This window comes from Paraburkholderia sp. DHOC27, assembly GCF_003429005.1.
Lineage (GTDB): Bacteria > Pseudomonadota > Gammaproteobacteria > Burkholderiales > Burkholderiaceae > Paraburkholderia.
This window is the reverse complement of the sequence record NZ_QVQV01000002.1, coordinates 348,120-366,460: the sequence shown is the minus strand read 5'-3', so window position 1 is coordinate 366,460 and position 18,341 is coordinate 348,120. Positions and strand designations below refer to the sequence as shown.

The window sequence follows — 18,341 nt, the reverse complement described above, 5'->3', positions numbered from 1 at the left end:
CTCAGCCCTTATTGCTGTTCGACCAGCGCGCGCGCCTCGGCCACGTGGCCGCGATACGCTTCGAAAATCTTGCGCAGTGCTTCGTCGAAGGTGGACTTGGGCGCCCAGCCGAGTTCCTGCATGGTGTTGTCGATCTTCGGCACGCGGTTTTGCACGTCCTGATAGCCCGAGCCGTAGTATGCGCCCGACGAAGTCTCGACCAGTTGCACCTGCTTGGCAGTGTCCGCGTATTCCGGGAATTCCGCGGCGAGCGCCAGCATCTTGTGCGCCAGCTCACGCACCGAGAAATTATTGGTGGGATTGCCGATGTTATAGATCTTGCCGGTCGCGACGCCGTCCTTGTTCTCGATGATCTTCATCAGCGCGCCGATGCCGTCGTCGATATCCGTGAACGCACGCTTTTGCGCGCCGCCGTCGACGAGGCTGATGTTCTCGCCGCGCACGATATGGCCGAGGAACTGCGTGACCACGCGCGAGCTGCCTTCCTTCGGCGTGTAGATCGAATCGAGGCCCGGGCCGATCCAGTTGAACGGACGGAACAGCGTGAAGTTGAGGCCTTCCATGCCGTAGCCCCAGATCACGCGGTCCATCAACTGCTTGGAGCACGCGTAGATCCAGCGCGGCTTGTTGATCGGGCCGTACGACAGTTGCGACTCTTCCGGATCGAATTGCTCGTCCGTGCACATGCCGTACACCTCGGAGGTGGACGGAAACACCAGATGCTTGCCGTACTTCACCGCCGAACGCACGATAGGCAGGTTCGCCTCGAAGTCCAGTTCGAACACGCGCAGCGGCTGCTTCACGTAAGTGGCGGGCGTGGCGATTGCCACCAGCGGCAGGATCACGTCGCACTTCTTCACGTGATACTCGACCCACTCCTTGTTGATCGTGATGTCGCCTTCGAAGAAGTGCATCCGCTCGTGATTGATGAGGTCACCGAGCCGCTCGGTCTGCATGTCCATCCCGAACACTTCCCAGTCGGTCGTTTCGAGAATGCGTTTGGACAGGTGATGGCCGATGAAGCCATTCACACCCAGAATCAGGACTTTTTTCATTGGTGACGGGAAGATTGGGTGAGCTGGGTGAATTCGGCAGGGGAGACGACGGGCTCGTGGCCCTCGTGCTGGCGCCGCAATTCATGGATGGCGATGGCGCGGCCGTCGCCGCACACCGCGAAAAGCGCATTATCGCTTACGTGGAGGCCGGGGGGCAAATCCGAACGGAGCGCGCCGGGCCGTGCGAGACGCGCGCGCGCAACGATAAAGCGCTGGCCGTCGATATCCGTGAAGGCGCCGGGATAAGGCGGCGCCACGGCACGGATCAGGTTGTAGACGTCCTGGGCCGGCTGGCTCCAGTCGATCCGCCCGTCCTCCGGCTTGCGGCCGCCAAAATAGCTGCCGTGCGCGAGGTCGTTCGGCAGATGCGGCGCCTCGCCCGCGAGCAGCGCCGGCAATACGCGCCAGAGCGTCTGTTCGGCGGCCACCGTGACCTTGTCGAACACCTGCGCTGCGGTATCGTCGGGCAGGATCGGCACCGGCGTCTGTGCGATGATCGCGCCCGCATCCGGCTTCGCGGCCATTTCGTGCAGGGTCGCACCGGTTTCCGTTTCGCCCTTGATCACCGCCCAGTTGGTCGGCACGCGGCCGCGGTATTTCGGCAGCAGCGAACCGTGCATGTTGTAGGCGCCGCGCGCGGCGAGCGCGAGCAGGTCCACCGGCAGCATGTGGCGGTAGTAGAACGAGAAGATGAAATCGGGGCGGGCGGCGCTGACGGCTTCACGCAACTCGGCGCTCTGCGGATCGGCCGGCGTGATGGTGGGAATGCCGTAACTTGCCGCCACCGACGCCACGCTGCCGAACCAGATGTTTTCGCTCGGACTGTCTTCGTGGGTGACGACCAGCGCCACGTCCACGCCGCGCGCGAGCAACACCTGCAGGCAACGTACGCCGACGTTGTGATACGCAAAGACGACTGCGCGGGGCTTCATGGATTGGGTCCCTGATCGATGAGCGGTGCCGGCTGCACGGCCTGCACCACGGTCTGACGCGGCGTCTCGGTGACGGTCGCGCCGTTGCGCTGTTCGAGGATGGTTTGCACCAGATAACGCGGCCGGGCGCGCACCTGCTGATAGATGCGTCCGATGTACTCGCCGAGCAGCCCGAGCGCGAAGATGATCACGCCGAGCAGGAAGAACGTGATGGCGAACAGCGTGAACACACCTTGCACTTCCGCCCCGATGATGAAGCGGCGAATCAGCAGCAGCACGAACAGCGCGGCCGAGCCGAGCGAGAGAATCACGCCGATGAACGACAGCCATTGCAGCGGCACGACCGAGAAGCCCGTCACCAGATCGAAGTTGAGCCGGATCAGGCTGTAAAGCGAGTACTTCGATTCGCCGGCAAAGCGTTCTTCGTGGGCGACCTCGATTTCTACCGGATTCTGCGCGAACGTGTAGGCCAGCGCCGGAATGAAGGTATTGATTTCGCCGCAACGGTTGATGGTGTCGATGATGTGCCGGCTGTAGGCGCGCAACATGCACCCCTGGTCGGTCATCTTGATGCGCGTGATGCGCTCGCGCAGCCGGTTCATCGCCCGCGACGCTTTGCGGCGCCACAGACTGTCCTGCCGTTGCAGGCGGATCGTGCCCACGTAGTCATAGCCTTCGCGCATCTTGTTGACGAGCTTGGCGATCTCTTCCGGCGGATTCTGCAGATCGGCGTCGAGCGTGATGACGATCTCGCCGCGCGACTGCTCGAAGCCCGCGAGGATCGCCATGTGCTGACCGTAATTGCCGTTCAGCAGGATCACGCGGGTGGTGTCCGGGCGCAGGCGATACTGATCCGCCAGCAGCAACGGCGACTTGTCGCGGCTGCCGTCGTTGATGAAGATCACTTCGTAGCCGGTGCCGAGGGCGTCGAGCGCCGGGTACAGGCGCGCGAACAGCGCGGCGAGGCCAGCCTCCTCGTTGTACACCGGAATGATCACCGACACTTCCGGCGTGGCAGACATCGGGGAGCGATGTTCCGTTTGACTCATTTCCGCTTATTTTCCGTATTGTTCGCAAATATCATTGACCGCGCGGCAGACGCGGGCCACGTCGTCTTCGTTCATCAGCGTGAAGAGCGGCAGCGTGACCGTGGTGGCGCCGAAACGCTCTGCATGCGGGAACATGCCTTCCTTGAAGCCACGCGCACGGTACAGCGAGAACAGGTGGATGGCCGGGTAGTGCACGCCCGAGCCGATGCCGCGATCCTTCAACTGGCTCATGAAACCGGCGCGGTCGAGCGACAGCTTTTCGAGCGGCAGCGTGATCTGGAACATGTGCCAGTTACTGTTTTCAAAATCAGCAAACGGCAGACCCACGCCCAGCTTGACCGCCGCGCCGCTTTCGAGGCCGGCGAAGTACGCGCGCACGAGTTTTTTGCGCTGCGCGAGGAAGCGCTCCAGATGCGGCAACTGCCCGAGGCCCACGCGCGCGGCCACATCCGTGAGATTGTATTTGCCGCCGAGCACGTCGCAATCCATGCCGTCGAAGCCGGTGCGGGTGATGCCTTGCAGCCGGTACTTCTGCGCGAGGATGGCTTCTTCCTCGTTGTTCAACACCAGCGCGCCGCCCTCGATCGAGGTCAGGTTCTTGTTGGCGTGGAAGCTGAACGACACGATATCGCCCAGCTTGCCAATGCGCTCGCCTTTCCAGGTCGAACCAAAGGCCTGCGCGGCGTCTTCGATCACCCGCAGCTTGTGGGCGCGCGCGATTTCGTAGAGGCGATCCATGTCCACCGGCAAGCCGCTCAGGAACACCGGGATGATGGCCTTGGTACGCGGCGTGATGGCCTTCTCGAGCAGTTCGAGGTCGATGTTGCGGGTGACCGGGTCGATGTCGACGAAAACCGGCGTCGCGCCCGTCTCCAGAATCACGTTGCTGGTGGACACCCACGAGGCGGGCGTCGTGATGACCTCGTCGCCTTCACCCACCCCGGCGATGCGCAGGCCGATTTCGAGCGTGGCGGTGCCGGAGTTGAAGGTGCGCACCGGACGGCCGCCGCAGAATTCCGACAGCGCGGCTTCGAACTTCTGGTTTTGCGGGCCGGTGGTGATCCAGCCGGAGCGGAGCACGTCGGCGACGCCCTGAATCGTCTCTTCATCGATTTCCGGACGGACAAACGGCAGAAATGGCACGGATGACTGGTTCATGGATGCTTTGCTCGAAAGAAATAGGGCGGCAATCTACCACGCTGGCACGCCGCAGCAAACGCTGTGGCAAAAACCCTCAGCTGCGGGCCAGGACAAAAACCCCAATCAGGATGATGCCGATTCCGACCAGACGCTGCACCGTCAGCACCTCGCCGAACAGATACCACGCCGCGAACGCGTTCACCACATAACCCAGCGACAACATCGGATAGGCGATCGAGACGTCGACCCGCGACAGCCCGACCACCCACACCACCACGCTGATCACATAGCACCCGAGGCCGCCGATGATCGGCAATTGCGTGGCCAGTTTGAAGCCAATGGGCAGGATGTTCGCACGGCTGAATTCGAAGTGTCCAACGGCATTCGTGCCGGCCTTCAGCAGCAGTTGCGCCGTGGCGTTCAGCGCGACGCCGGCGAGGATACAGAAGAGCGAAATCGGATTCATCGAGGGTCCACGTCCTGATATGGGGTTACTGCTGCGGTTTTTCTACGCCGGGGGTCGGCGCGGCGGGGTTTTCCGCGCTGGGCTTTTCCACGCTGGGGTTTTCCACACTGGGTTTTTCCACAATCACGCGGCGCGAATCACGGGCCACGAGCTGCATCGGCACATGCTGCGCCAGCAGCTCGTCGTAGCGTCCCGGCGGCAGAAGCGCGAGCGCATAGCGGTCGGCGTCCCAGCGCTGGCGCCATTCGGCCACCGTCGGCACCCACTTTTGCGGCTCCACGGAGACGCCAAACGCCAGTTCGTCCGCGTGTTCGACCATGATCATCGTGTGATCCACGTAGAACGGCAACGTGTGATCGAGCACACCGACCGAGTAGAACGGTGTATCGGGCGGCAGTTTGGCCAGCGCCGCCTTGATGGCCGGGGCGAGCGGCGCGCCGGAACTCAGCTTGCCGAACACGTCGTGGCCGGTGCCGGCGATGGTGCCGAGCAGCAGCCATGCGGTGCCGAACACGGCCGCCGCGCCGGCGATGCCCGCGCGGCTGTGGCGGTTCAGCCACATCGCGGCGAGCGTCAGAACGAAGGCGACGCCGAGTGCGGCCAACACCCAGCCACGATAGGCGACGTACAGTTCGGTGGGATTACGCGCATCGCCGAAGCGGCCCATGAACAGCGCGGCGAACGCCGCCACGATCAGGAACAGCGCGTAGCCGGCCAGATGGCGGCGCAACTGCTGGGACGTGACGAGCGGCAGGTACATGCCGATCAGCAGCGCCAGCGCTGGCGCCACCGGCAACGTGTACGAGATGAGCTTCGAATGCGAAGCGCTGAAGAACAGGAAGATGAAGCCCGCCCACACCAGCATCAGGATGACCGGCGAGAAGCCGTTCGGCTGGCGCGGCAGGCGCAGCGCGTGGCGGATGCTCTGCACGCTCACCGAAAGCCACGGCAGAAAGCCCACCAGCAGCACGGGCACGAAGTAGTAGAACGGACCCGGGCGATTCTGCTCAGGCGTCAGATAACGCTGGAACTGCTGGACGATAAAGAAGAAATTGAGGAATTCGGGGTTGCGCTGCTGCACCAGCACGAACCAGGGCGTTGCAATCGCAAAGAACAGGATCAGGCCGCCGATCAGGTGCAGCCGCTTCCAGAGCGCCCAGTCGCGGGCGATCAGCGTGTAGAGCACCAGCACCGCGCCCGGCAGGATCAGGCCCACGAGCCCCTTGGAGAGCACCGCGAGCGCCATCGACGCCCAGCAGAGCCACATCCACCCCCGCACCTGGCCCACCGGCAGGTTGGGACGCTGGGCCAGCAGCAGGGCGCACAACGTCACCTCCATCCAGAACGACAGGCCCATGTCGAGCGTGTTGAAGTGGCCCATCAGGTTCCAGTAGGGCGAACTGGCCAGCACGATGGCCGCGAACACGCCGGTGGCGGCGTTGAAGACGCGCGCGCCGGTGTAGCCGACCAGCAGGACGCCGGCAAAGCCCGTCAGGGCCGTGTAGAGGCGCGCCTGCCATTCGCCGATGCCGAACCACGCGAAGGTGAGCGCGTTCAGCCAGGTTTGCAGCGGGGGTTTCTCGAAATACTTGTAGCCGTTGTAGCGCGGCGTGATCCAGTCGCCGGTGACGAACATTTCGCGCGCCATTTCGGCGTAGCGGCCTTCGTCGCTTGGCAGCAGATGGCGCCAGCCGAGCGGTACGAACCAGATCAATGCGAGTGCGAGCACCAGCAGCAGAAGGGCGGTGCGGTTGAGCGGTAGCCTCGACGGCATATCGTTCATGGATGGTTAGCCTGTTTTTTGCGACGCCGCCCGGCGGCGTATCAGTGTTATTCGGGTGCTGTATCCGGATGCCGTCCGGTTGTGGTTCTGGACGCGCGAAGCACGGCGGCGACGACTGTCGCCGCGCAGTTTACGCGATTGCCGCGGCGTGGCCCAAAAAAGACCCGTGCCGGGCCATCGCCACGCCGTGCCCGTCAGGCTTCGATCAGCAACGCGGCCGCCACCTTGCGGCCCTCGGCCATCAGGATGTTGTAGGTGCGGCAGGCGGCCTTGAAGTCCATCGTTTCGACGCCGATGCGGTGGGCGGCTAGCGCGGCGGTCAGGCGGGGATGCGGGAAGCGCAGCCGCTCGCCGCTGCCGAACACCACCACTTCGGGCGCCGGTGCGATCAGCAGCTCGAAATGTTCCGGCGTCAGCGCGTCGAACGAGGCCACCGGCCAGGGGATGACAGGCGCCTCCGGCAGCACGATGATGCTGCCGGCATGACGTTCGAGATTGATTTCGACAAAGCCGGCGCCGTAACCGGTCACGGTGTTCAAGGCGCCGCTGGAATCCTGATGTAATTTCAAATGAGTGTTCCGAAGTCGTCCGAAGTCGTTTCGAGTGCTTCCAACCGTGCTCCCAGCCTGCCTTGCAACGCTTTTCCGGACGCTGCCGGTAAAGTACCCGGGCTGCGCGCAGGCCGGGCGTGTTGCATGAGGCGCAACGGGCTTGCAGCGGTCAATGCAGGCAAACGACCCCGTGCAATGGACATAAAGCGGCCGAAAGGGCATCTGGGGCTTCCGCGCGCGTCTGGTGCATTGCGGAAGTCGGCCAAAATCCGCTAAATTATAACTTTTTAGCCGCCCACCAGCGCCTCTTGCTTCGCTTGCCGCCATAAGCGGCAATGGAAGTGGCGACCGGACTGACAGGTTTAGACAGCCACGTCAGTCGACCTCCGCGATCAGCGAGGCTGTACGCTAACCGGCTGCCTGCCGCCACACCATGTCGAACCGGGTGCCCAGTGTTGCGACCCGGCAGGTTATCCGGTGTTCCCTGAAGACAACCTTAAAATGCGTTGGGTCAGCCTCGTACGGTCGTCGCCGCGACTGGCGGCGGCCCGCTGCACGCTTCGCCAACCCCGCTATGAGCGGCAACCGGGCCCAGAGATCAAAGCCCCGTTGGAGCGTACGGCATGGACCGGCCGCTGCGTTCCGAGGCATGGCGCGCCCCGCCTCGGCGGGCCCGTTTAGCGCGTCGTCAAGCTCATTGTTCAGCTACTTACCAGGATGAAGTGCCCGCCGTGAAACCGATTCTCAAATCCAACAAGCTGTTAAACGTCTGCTACGACATTCGCGGGCCCGTCCTCGAACACGCCAAGCGCCTCGAAGAAGAAGGCCATCGCATCATCAAGCTGAACATCGGCAATCTGGCGCCGTTCGGCTTCGAGGCACCGGACGAGATCATTCAGGACATGATCCTGAATCTGCCGGGCTCGTCAGGCTATTCCGACTCCAAAGGTGTGTTCGCCGCACGCAAGGCGATCATGCATTACACCCAGCAAAAGGGTGTGCACGGCGTCGAGCTGGACGATATCTACATTGGCAACGGCGCCTCGGAACTGATCGTGATGGCGCTGCAAGGGCTCCTCAACGACGGCGACGAAGTCCTGCTGCCGGCGCCGGATTACCCGCTGTGGACCGCCGGTGTGAGCCTGTCGGGCGGCACGCCGGTGCATTACATCTGCGACGAATCCAACGCCTGGATGCCGGATCTGGACGATATTCGCGCCAAGATCACGCCGAACACCCGCGCGCTGGTGGTCATCAACCCGAACAACCCGACCGGCGCGCTGTATTCGGACGAACTGCTGCTCGGCCTGATCGAGATTGCGCGCCAGCACGGTCTCGTGATCTTCGCCGACGAGGTGTACGACAAGATCATCTACGACGGCAAGCAGCATACGGCGATCGCCGCGCTCTCCGAAGACGTGCTGACGGTCACGTTCAACAGCCTTTCGAAAAGTTACCGCTCGTGCGGTTATCGGGCCGGCTGGATGTTCATTTCGGGGCTGACCGGCGACAACCGGCGCCGCGCCAAAGACTATTTCGAAGGGCTCGGCATCCTCGCGTCGATGCGCCTGTGCCCCAACGTGCCCGGCCAGTATGCGATCCAGACGGCGCTCGGCGGCTATCAGAGCATCAACGACCTGATCGTGCCGTCCGGCCGCCTGTACAAACAGCGGCAACTCGCGTATGACATGCTGACGGCCATTCCCGGCGTCACGTGCGTCAAGCCGGAAGCCGCGCTGTACATGTTCCCGCGCCTCGATCCGAAGATTTACCCTATCGAGGACGACCAGCAGTTCATTCTCGAACTGTTGCTGGCGGAGCGCGTGCTGCTCGTGCAGGGCACGGGCTTTAACTGGAAGACGCCGGACCATTTCCGCGTCGTGTTTTTGCCCAACGTCGACGATCTCGCGGATTCGATCAACCGGATCGCGCGCTTCCTCGACGGCTATCGCAAACGCCACACGGTTTGACGCGCCGCCTGCGAGGCAGGCGCGCCAAACCGGGGCGACGAGTTTCCCTTAATCCTTAAACGAAAACACACGCTGCATGGAACCGATCAAAGTAGGACTGCTGGGCTTCGGCACGGTGGGCAGCGGCACCTTCACGGTACTGCGCCGCAACCAGGAAGAAATCAAACGACGCGCCGGCCGGGGCATCGAGGTGACACGCATTGCCGTGCGCAATCCGGCCAAGGCGACGGCGGCGCTCGGCGAAGAAGCCGGCACGGTGGAGATCACCGACAGCTTCGCCGCGGTCGTGGACGATCCGTCCATCGACATCGTGGCGGAAATGATCGGCGGCACGGGCATTGCGCGCGAACTGGTGCTGCGCGCCATCGCCAATCGCAAGCACGTGGTCACGGCCAACAAGGCGCTGCTCGCGGTGCACGGCACCGAAATCTTCGAAGCGGCGCGCAGCAATGGCGTGATGGTGGCGTTCGAGGCGGCGGTGGCGGGCGGCATCCCGATCATCAAGGCACTGCGCGAAGGCCTCACGGCCAACCGCATCCAGTACATTGCCGGCATCATCAACGGCACGACGAATTACATCCTGTCCGAGATGCGCGACCGCGGGCTCGACTTCGCGACCGCGTTGAAGGCGGCGCAGGAGCTCGGTTACGCCGAAGCCGATCCGACCTTCGATATCGAAGGCGTGGATGCCGCGCACAAGGCGACCATCATGAGCGCGATCGCTTTCGGCGTGCCGGTGCAGTTCGACAAGGCGTACGTGGAAGGCATCAGCAAGCTGGCCGCCATCGACATCAAGTACGCCGAAGAACTCGGCTACCGGATCAAGCTGCTGGGCATTGCGCGGCGCGCCGAGACGGGTATCGAACTGCGCGTCCATCCCACGCTCATTCCGGAAAAGCGTCTGCTGGCGAACGTCGAAGGTGCCATGAATGCGGTGGTGGTGCATGGCGACGCCGTGGGCACCACGCTGTACTACGGCAAGGGCGCTGGCGCCGAGCCCACGGCCTCCGCGGTGGTGGCCGACCTCGTCGACGTGACGCGCCTGCATACCGCGGACCCGGAGCATCGCGTGCCGCATCTCGCGTTCCAGCCGGACCGGCTGTCGAACACCCCGATCCTGCCCATCGACGAAGTGACGAGCGGCTACTACCTGCGCCTGCGCGTGGCCGATGTCACCGGCGTGCTGGCCGATATCACGCGCATCCTCGCGGATACCGGCATCTCCATCGACGCGCTGCTGCAGAAGGAATCCGAGCAGGTCGACGCGAACGGCAAGGGCGAAACCGACATCATCCTGATCACGCACGAGACGGTCGAGAAGCACGTCAATGCCGCGATCAAGAACATCGAGGCACTGCAGACCGTCGTGTCGCACGTGACCAAGCTGCGCCTCGAAGCACTGAACTAGTCTGAGACTGATATGAACTACCTTTCCACGCGCGGTGCCGGAGCCGGTGAGCGCCATACGTTTTCCGACATCCTGCTCGGCGGTCTCGCGAAGGACGGCGGCCTGTATCTGCCGGCGCAATATCCGCGGGTGAGCGCCGACGAACTCACGCGCTGGCGCACGCTGCCTTACGCGGATCTCGCCTTCGAGATCCTGTCGAAATTCAGCGACGACATTCCCGCCGAAGACCTGCGCGCGCTGACGCGCCGCACCTACACCGCAGAGACCTACTGCAACGTGCGTGACGACGAAAGTGCCGAGCAGATCACGCCGCTGAAGACGCTGGGCGTGGAGAACGGTGCGCCGCTGTCGCTGCTCGAGTTGTCGAACGGGCCGACGCTGGCGTTCAAGGACATGGCGATGCAGTTGATCGGCAACCTGTTCGAATACGCGCTGGCGAAACACGGCGAGACGCTCAACATTCTCGGCGCCACGTCCGGCGATACGGGCAGCGCCGCCGAATACGCCATGCGCGGCAAGAAGGGCATTCGCGTCTTCATGCTGTCGCCGCACAAGAAGATGAGCGCGTTCCAGACCGCGCAGATGTACAGCCTGCAGGACCCGAACATTTTCAACCTTGCGGTGGAAGGCGTATTCGACGACTGCCAGGACATCGTGAAAGCCGTTTCTAACGATCACGCGTTCAAGGCGAAGTACAAGATCGGCACGGTCAACTCGATCAACTGGGCGCGGGTCGTGGCGCAGGTCGTGTATTACTTCAAGGGCTATTTCGCGGCCACGAAGCGCAACGACGAGCGGGTCTCGTTCACCGTGCCGTCGGGCAACTTCGGCAACGTCTGCGCGGGCCACATCGCGCGCATGATGGGCCTGCCCATCGAGAAGCTGGTGGTCGCCACCAACGAGAACGACGTGCTCGACGAATTCTTCCGCACCGGCATCTACCGCGTGCGCAAGGCGGCTGAGACGTATCACACGAGCAGCCCGAGCATGGACATTTCGAAGGCATCGAACTTCGAGCGCTTCGTGTTCGATCTGCTGGGCCGCGATCCGGCCCGCGTGCTGCAGTTGTTCCATGACGTCGAAGAGAAGGGCGGCTTCGATCTGGCGGCGAGCGGCGACTTTGCACGGGTGAAGGAGTTCGGCTTCGTGTCGGGACGCAGCAGCCACGCGGATCGCGTCGAGGCGATCCGCGATGTGTTCGAGCGCTACGACACGATGATCGACACGCATACGGCCGATGGCCTGAAGGTCGCGCGTGAGCATCTACAGCCGGGTGTGCCGATGATCGTGCTGGAGACCGCGCAGCCGGTCAAATTCGGCGAGACGATTCGCGAAGCGCTGCTGCGCGAGCCGGAGCGTCCGCCCGCCTTTACGGGCATCGAAGCACTGCCGCAGCGCTTCGAGGTATTGCCCGCCGACGCGCAACGCGTGAAGGACTTCATGGTGGCGCATACGGAAGTCTGACGGCGGCGTAAGCCGGTGCAAGCGGTGAGCCTGAAGTGGAGCGCTCACCATTCGCGCCATCTGCGGTTACCGCGCGGCTCGAACGGGATTCGGGCACGCTTTGAACGCCTGGATTCTTCGGCCATGATGCAGGGCTTGCCTGAAGCAACAGGCAAAAGCCTCGCATCATGGCCGGTTTGTTTTCGGGCGCCGTTACGGCGGGGTCTCGAAAGGGGTTCATAAGGCCGGCTCGCCCCTGGCACGTCGCGTGCGCCGCTACAATATTCCTTTCCGTTCCGCACGCCCTCCGACGATGTCCACGACTCCGCCTTCCGCACCTCGTGCACCCATGCTGTCGACTGCCGACGCGCTCGCCACGCTGCTCGGCGCCGCCCGTTCCGTGGACGGCACGCAAACCGTGCCCACGCTCGACGCGCTGAACCGGGTCGTGGCGGTGGATGTGGTCTCGCCGCTCGACGTGCCGCCCATGAACATCAGCGCGATGGACGGCTACGCCGTGCGGATCGCCGATCTGACGCAAGGCGCGGACGGTTCGCCGCCTCGTTTGCCGGTCTCGCAGCGCATTCCGGCCGGTCACGCGCCGGTGCCGCTGGCGGCCGGCAGCGCGGCGCGCATCTTTACCGGCGCCACCGTGCCGCCGGGCGCGGACGCAATCGTCATCCAGGAGCAAACCGAAGCCGACGGCGACACCGTCTCGATTCTGCACATGCCGAATCCGGGCGAATGGGTCACCGCACAGGGTGCGGACATCCATAGCGGTTCGGTGATACTGCCTGCCGGCACGCGGCTTACGCCACAGGCGCTGGGGTTGGCGGCCTCGGTGGGTTGCGCGGAGCTGGAGGTGCTTCGGCGCGTCAAGGTCGCGGTCTTTTTCACCGGCGACGAACTGACCATGCCGGGCGAGCCGCTCAAGCCCGGCGCCATCTACAACTCGAACCGCTTCACGTTACGCGGACTGCTCGAGAAACTCGGCTGCGAAGTGACTGACTACGGCATCGTGCCCGACCGTCTCGATGCAACCCGCGCTACCTTGCGCGAGGCGGCCGCGGCACACGATCTGATCCTGACGTGCGGTGGTGTGTCGGTGGGCGAGGAGGATCACGTGAAGCCGGCGGTGGAAGCGGAAGGGCGTCTGTCGATGTGGCAGATCGCCATGAAGCCCGGCAAGCCGCTCGCATTTGGCGCGGTGCGGCGGGCCAATGTGCAGGAAAGCGCCGAAACCTTCTTCATCGGCCTGCCGGGCAACCCGGTATCGACCTTCGTGACCTTCCTGCTGTTCGTGCGTCCGTTCGTGCTGAGGCTGATGGGCGTGCGAACCGTCTCACCACGGGCGTTGTCGCTGCGCGCCGATTTCACGCAATCGAAGGCCGACCGCCGCAACGAATTCTTGCGCGCACGCATCAACCCGGCGGGCGGCCTCGACCTGTTCCCGAACCAGAGTTCGGCGGTGCTGACTTCGACGGTGTGGGGCGACGGCCTGATCGACAATCCGCCCAATCACGCCATCAGCACGGGCGAGACCGTGCGCTTTATTCCCTTTTCCGAATTGTTGAACTGACACGCCGCGAGCATCCGGCAGCGAACCTGATGAAGATCCAGTTGAAATATTTTGCAAGCGTGCGCGAAGCACTCGGAACGGCCGACGAAGCAGTGGACGTCCCGGACGCGGTAGCGACGGTTGGCGACGTGCGCGTCTGGCTGCGCGTACGCGGCGGCATCTGGGCCGAAACGCTTGCTGAAGGCCGCGCACTGCGGATGGCCTGCAATCACGTGATGACCGACGCCGGTACGCGTCTCACGGAAGGCTGCGAGGTGGCATTCTTCCCGCCCGTGACGGGCGGTTGACGCAGCGCCACCTAGACTCCGCCAACAAGGAATCCGCCATGACGGTGCGTGTCCAGACCGAAGATTTCGACCTGAGCCGGGAAGTGGCTGCCTTGCGCGCCATGAATCCGAAAATCGGCGCGGTGGCCTGCTTCGTCGGCACCGTGCGCGATCTGAACGACGGCAGCACGGTCGAGACGATGGAGCTCGAGCACTATCCCGGCATGACGGAAAAGTCGCTGGAGGGGATCGTGGAGGCCGCACGGGCGCGCTGGCCGGGCATCGAGGTGCTGATCGTGCATCGGGTGGGCAAGCTCTATCCGCTCGACCAGATCGTGCTAGTGGCGACGACGGCGGCGCATCGCGGCGACGCATTCGCGTCCTGCGAATTCGTCATGGACTATCTGAAGACCGACGCGCCGTTCTGGAAGAAGGAAAAGACCGAACAGGGCGAGCGCTGGGTCGATGCCCGTGTAAGCGATGACGCTGCCCTCGCACGCTGGGGTATGTCCTCCACCAATACGAAGTCCGACGCGTAGCGGTTGAGGGCGTGAGCGGAATAAGCGCGCTAATACGCCGCTTCATGCCTCGCTGCGTCAATCAACTCACTCGTCGAGCGAGCGGCCAATGATCCTGGCTGGAAACGGCTCGCCGCGCGGCGTGTTCGTGTGGTGCGGGTCGTCCGCTTCGTCCTTGCGTCGACGCGGCGCCACGCGATCCAGTAACGCCTGCTGCTCGGCAGGAATGGTGTAATCCCAGCCGAACCGGCTTAGTTGCAGGCTTTGCGCAATGCGTAGGGCCGGTTCCATGAAGCGGACCGCCGCAGCCGGCTCGTAGCGCGCCTCCACCGTATCCAGAAACAGATACAGCCAGTGGCTGAAATGCTGCGGCTCGATGCCCGCCAGCGGTTGATGCGCCTGCTGGACATTGCCGCGATATTGCTTTGCGCCGAGCACGAGACTCGCCCAGAAAGTGCACATCTTCGGCAAATGCTCATCCCAGCGGCCGGCCAGCTTTGCTTCGAACACTGGACCCAGCAACGGATCTACGCGCACGCGGTCGTAGAACGCGTACACCAGATCGCGGATATTGGCTTCGGTGGGTTCGGATTGCCGCGGGGCGGCGGGGGAGGCTGGCTTCATGCTGTGACCAAAACAAAATGCGAAGAATCGATTCAACGGCGAGGGCGGCGAGCGGCACGCACTCTCTGCGCGACCGGCAAAAGCGCAGCGACGCAACCACTGGTCCGGCGTCAGGATTGCATGATGGCGCTTCCTGCGAAGACAACTACGCGGGCAGCAAACGGAACCATCTACACTCTATCCATGCAGGGGCCGTCCGCGCGACGATGGCCAAAACTCCCGCATGGTATGGCGAAGCCACGCGCCCCACAACCCTCGCGTCGACAAGGTCTTGCGGTAGACCCTCGTCGCTCACCAGACCTTGCGCCCATGAGACTGACGGACTACACGGATTACTCGCTGCGGGTGATGTTGTATCTCGCCGTACGCGGTGAGGGATTATCGACGATTCAGGATATTTCCGATGCGTACGGCATCTCCAAAAATCATCTGATGAAAGTGGTGCAGCGTCTGGGCGAACTCGGCTGGGTCGAGACCGTGCGCGGCCGCAACGGCGGGCTGCGTTTGTTCGACCATTCGAGTGCGCTGACGGTCGGCGAAGTGGTGCGGGCCACGGAGAGCGATTTCGCGCTGGTCGCCTGCTTCCATGCCCGCAACGGCGCTCAGGATGGCCAGGGCAGCCCTCACAATGAGCGGCATTGCGTGATCGAGTCGCAATGCCGGCTCAAGGGCGTGCTGGAGAGGGCGCGTCATGCGTTTCTCTCGGAACTGGACGGCCATACGATCGGTGAACTCGCCGAGCCCGCTGGTCCGCTGGCGGCGTTGCTCAGGATCGGACGCACCATCCCGGTCGCGCTGGTTGTGCCGCCGGACGGCGAGGCGCCGCGCGTCGATTGAAGGCGTCGAACAGTTCCACCCGTCAATTGTTAAAAACTTGCGGTTGCGTGCAAAAAAGCGCTTGAAAGCCGCAAAAAACGCCTCATTTTGGTAGCAATCGAAATTGGAGGACGCTTGATGCGAATCGACAAACTCACCACGAAATTCCAGGAAGCACTGGCCGACGCCCAAAGCCTGGCGGTCGGCCACGATAATCAGTACATCGAGCCATTGCACCTGCTCGCGGCACTCGTCGCGCAGCAGGACGGCTCGGCCCGCTCGCTGCTGTCGCGCGCGGGTGTGCACGTGCAGGCGCTGCAAACCGCGCTGAACGATGCCATCACACGCTTGCCGCAGGTACAGGGAACAGACGGCAACGTGCAGATTGGCCGCGAGCTGACGGGTCTGCTGAATCAGGCGGACAAGGAAGCGCAAAAACTCAACGACACGTACATCGCGAGCGAAATGTTCCTGCTCGCCGTGGCCGACGACAAAGGCGAAGCAGGGCGTCTCGCACGCCAGCACGGCCTGTCGCGCAAGTCGCTGGAGTCCGCCATCGCGGCGGTCCGAGGCGGCTCGCAGGTGCACAGCCAGGACGCCGAAAGCCAGCGCGAGGCGCTCAAGAAGTACACCGTCGACCTGACCGAGCGGGCCCGTTCCGGCAAGCTCGACCCGGTGATTGGCCGCGACGACGAAATTCGCCGCGCCATCCAGATCCTGCAGCGCCGCACCAAGAACAACCCGGTGCTGATCGGCGAGCCGGGCGTGGGCAAGACCGCCATCGTCGAAGGGCTGGCGCAGCGTATCGTCAACGGCGAAGTGCCGGAAACGCTCAAGGGCAAGCGCGTGCTGTCGCTCGACATGGCGGCGTTGCTGGCGGGCGCCAAGTACCGCGGCGAGTTCGAAGAGCGGCTGAAGGCCGTGCTCAACGACATCGCCAAGGACGAAGGCCAGACCATCGTCTTTATCGACGAAATCCATACCATGGTCGGCGCCGGCAAGGCCGAAGGCGCAATGGACGCGGGCAACATGCTGAAGCCGGCGCTCTCGCGCGGCGAACTGCATTGCGTGGGCGCCACTACGCTGGATGAATACCGTAAGTACATCGAAAAGGACGCGGCACTCGAACGCCGCTTCCAGAAGGTGCTGGTCGACGAACCGTCGGTCGAAGCCACCATCGCCATCCTGCGTGGCTTGCAGGAGAAATACGAGCTGCACCACGGCGTCGACATCACGGACCCGGCCATCGTGGCAGCGGCGGAACTGTCGCATCGCTACATCACGGACCGTTTTCTGCCGGACAAGGCCATCGACCTGATCGACGAAGCTGCGTCGAAGATCAAGATGGAAATCGACTCGAAGCCGGAAGAGATGGACCGGCTCGATCGCCGTCTGATCCAGCTGAAGATCGAACGCGAAGCCGTCAAGAAGGAAAAGGACGAGGCGTCGCAGAAGCGTCTGCAACTGATCGAGGAAGAAATCGATCGTCTGAACCGCGAATATTCGGACCTCGAAGAAATCTGGACGGCTGAAAAAGCGGCCGTGCAGGGCAGCGCGCAGTTGAAGGAAGAAATCGACCGCACGCGTGCGGAAATCACGCGGCTGCAACGTGAAGGCAAGCTGGAAAAGGTCGCCGAATTGCAATACGGCAAGCTGCCTGGTCTCGAAGCGCAGTTGAAGGAAGTGACGCTGGCCGAGGCGAACGAGCAGAACAATCCGACGCGTCCGCGTTTGCTGCGCACGCAGGTGGGTGCCGAGGAAATCGCGGAAGTCGTCTCGCGGGCTACCGGCATTCCAGTGTCGCGCATGATGCAGGGTGAGCGCGAAAAGCTGTTGCAGATCGAAGCGAAGCTGCACGACCGCGTGGTTGGACAGGACGAGGCAATCTCGGCCGTGGCCGACGCAATCCGCCGTTCGCGCGCCGGGTTGTCGGATCCGAATCGTCCGTACGGTTCGTTCCTGTTCCTCGGCCCCACGGGTGTGGGCAAGACCGAACTGTGCAAGGCGCTTGCGGCATTCCTGTTCGATTCGGAAGATCATCTGATCCGTATCGACATGAGCGAGTTCATGGAGAAGCACAGCGTGGCGCGGCTGATCGGCGCGCCGCCGGGCTACGTCGGCTACGAAGAAGGTGGTTATCTGACGGAAGCGGTGCGTCGCAAGCCGTACAGCGTGATTCTGCTCGATGAGATCGAGAAGGCTCACCCGGACGTCTTCAACGTACTGCTGCAGGTGCTCGACGACGGCCGCATGACCGATGGCCAGGGGCGTACCGTGGACTTCAAGAACACGGTCATCGTGATGACGTCGAACCTCGGTTCACAGGTCATCCAGGCTATGGTCGGCGAGCCGCAGGAAGCCGTGAAGGATGCGGTGTGGGAAGAAGTGAAGCTGCATTTCCGTCCGGAATTCCTGAACCGGATCGACGATGTCGTGGTGTTCCATGCGCTCGATCGCTCGAACATCCAGTCCATCGCGAAGATCCAGTTGCAACGTCTGCATGACCGGCTGGCCAAGCTCGACATGCAACTGGTGGTGTCGGACGAGGCGCTGGAAGTGATCGGCAAGGTGGGCTACGACCCGCTGTTCGGTGCGCGGCCGTTGAAGCGTGCCATCCAGCAGGAAATCGAAAACCCGGTCGCCAAGCTGATCCTGGCTGGCAAGTTCGGGCCGAAGGACGTGATTCCGGTGGAAGTGGAAGACGGCAAGCTGGTGTTCGACCGCGTCGTACACTAAGCGAG

Annotated in this window: 16 protein-coding genes; 8 read left to right on the top strand and 8 right to left on the bottom strand. The window is 63.3% G+C overall.

Going from position 1 to position 18,341, the window contains the following annotated elements; all coding sequences use genetic code 11:
• Positions 1-8: 8 nt before the first annotated feature.
• The 7 genes from D0B32_RS09845 to D0B32_RS09815 form a co-directional block, all read right to left on the bottom strand.
• Positions 9-1,055, bottom strand: coding sequence for a bifunctional UDP-4-keto-pentose/UDP-xylose synthase (locus D0B32_RS09845; RefSeq protein WP_117333765.1), 1,047 nt, complete (start codon positions 1,053-1,055; stop codon positions 9-11).
• Positions 1,052-1,987: a formyltransferase gene (locus D0B32_RS09840; protein ID WP_117333764.1), complete on the bottom strand. Its 936-nt coding sequence runs from the start codon at positions 1,985-1,987 to the stop codon at positions 1,052-1,054. Before D0B32_RS09840 ends, D0B32_RS09845 begins: the two co-directional genes overlap by 4 nt.
• Positions 1,984-3,036, bottom strand: coding sequence for a glycosyltransferase (locus tag D0B32_RS09835; RefSeq protein ID WP_117333763.1), 1,053 nt, complete (start codon positions 3,034-3,036; stop codon positions 1,984-1,986). The genes D0B32_RS09840 and D0B32_RS09835 overlap by 4 nt, the downstream gene beginning before the upstream one ends.
• A 6-nt stretch (positions 3,037-3,042) precedes the next feature.
• Positions 3,043-4,194 carry a DegT/DnrJ/EryC1/StrS aminotransferase family protein gene (locus D0B32_RS09830; protein WP_117333762.1) on the bottom strand — a complete coding sequence of 384 codons (1,152 nt, stop codon included), beginning with the start codon at positions 4,192-4,194 and terminating at the stop codon, positions 3,043-3,045.
• A gap of 76 nt (positions 4,195-4,270) precedes the next feature.
• Complete coding sequence (locus D0B32_RS09825; RefSeq protein WP_117333761.1) at positions 4,271-4,642, bottom strand: EamA family transporter; 372 nt, start codon at positions 4,640-4,642, stop codon at positions 4,271-4,273.
• 25 nt (positions 4,643-4,667) lie between these two features.
• A complete protein-coding gene (locus tag D0B32_RS09820; protein ID WP_117333760.1) occupies positions 4,668-6,425 on the bottom strand; it encodes a glycosyltransferase family 39 protein in 1,758 nt (585 codons plus the stop codon).
• Between the two features lie 194 nt (positions 6,426-6,619).
• A complete protein-coding gene (locus D0B32_RS09815) occupies positions 6,620-6,994 on the bottom strand; it encodes an Mth938-like domain-containing protein (protein WP_117334159.1) in 375 nt (124 codons plus the stop codon).
• Positions 6,995-7,698: 704 nt separating this feature from the next.
• Between D0B32_RS09815 and D0B32_RS09810 the strand changes: the two genes are divergently transcribed.
• The 6 genes from D0B32_RS09810 (at position 7,699) to moaE (ending at position 14,181) form a co-directional block, all read left to right on the top strand.
• The gene (locus D0B32_RS09810) at positions 7,699-8,946 is read left to right on the top strand and encodes a pyridoxal phosphate-dependent aminotransferase (protein ID WP_117333759.1); all 1,248 of its coding nucleotides are present in this window, start codon (positions 7,699-7,701) and stop codon (positions 8,944-8,946) included.
• A gap of 76 nt (positions 8,947-9,022) precedes the next feature.
• A complete protein-coding gene (locus tag D0B32_RS09805; RefSeq protein WP_117333758.1) occupies positions 9,023-10,354 on the top strand; it encodes a homoserine dehydrogenase in 1,332 nt (443 codons plus the stop codon).
• A 12-nt stretch (positions 10,355-10,366) separates the two neighbouring features.
• The gene (gene thrC / locus D0B32_RS09800; protein WP_117333757.1) at positions 10,367-11,818 is read left to right on the top strand and encodes a threonine synthase; all 1,452 of its coding nucleotides are present in this window, start codon (positions 10,367-10,369) and stop codon (positions 11,816-11,818) included.
• Between the two features lie 328 nt (positions 11,819-12,146).
• On the top strand, positions 12,147-13,376 hold the full coding sequence (gene glp, locus D0B32_RS09795; RefSeq protein WP_117333756.1) for a gephyrin-like molybdotransferase Glp: 1,230 nt from the start codon (positions 12,147-12,149) through the stop codon (positions 13,374-13,376).
• Positions 13,377-13,405: 29 nt separating this feature from the next.
• Positions 13,406-13,663 carry a molybdopterin converting factor subunit 1 gene (gene moaD / locus D0B32_RS09790; RefSeq protein WP_117333755.1) on the top strand — a complete coding sequence of 86 codons (258 nt, stop codon included), beginning with the start codon at positions 13,406-13,408 and terminating at the stop codon, positions 13,661-13,663.
• Between the two features lie 38 nt (positions 13,664-13,701).
• On the top strand, positions 13,702-14,181 hold the full coding sequence (moaE, locus tag D0B32_RS09785; protein WP_117333754.1) for a molybdopterin synthase catalytic subunit MoaE: 480 nt from the start codon (positions 13,702-13,704) through the stop codon (positions 14,179-14,181).
• 66 nt (positions 14,182-14,247) lie between these two features.
• Here moaE and D0B32_RS09780 read toward each other — a convergent pair whose 3' ends face one another.
• Positions 14,248-14,784, bottom strand: a complete 537-nt coding sequence (locus tag D0B32_RS09780; protein ID WP_117333753.1) for a group III truncated hemoglobin — start codon at positions 14,782-14,784, stop codon at positions 14,248-14,250.
• A 309-nt stretch (positions 14,785-15,093) separates the two neighbouring features.
• Here D0B32_RS09780 and D0B32_RS09775 point away from each other — a divergent pair, with 309 nt between their 5' ends.
• Positions 15,094-15,621, top strand: a complete 528-nt coding sequence (locus D0B32_RS09775; RefSeq protein ID WP_117333752.1) for an Rrf2 family transcriptional regulator — start codon at positions 15,094-15,096, stop codon at positions 15,619-15,621.
• 117 nt (positions 15,622-15,738) lie between these two features.
• Positions 15,739-18,336, top strand: coding sequence for an ATP-dependent chaperone ClpB (gene clpB / locus D0B32_RS09770; protein WP_117333751.1), 2,598 nt, complete (start codon positions 15,739-15,741; stop codon positions 18,334-18,336).
• Positions 18,337-18,341 lie beyond the last annotated feature (5 nt).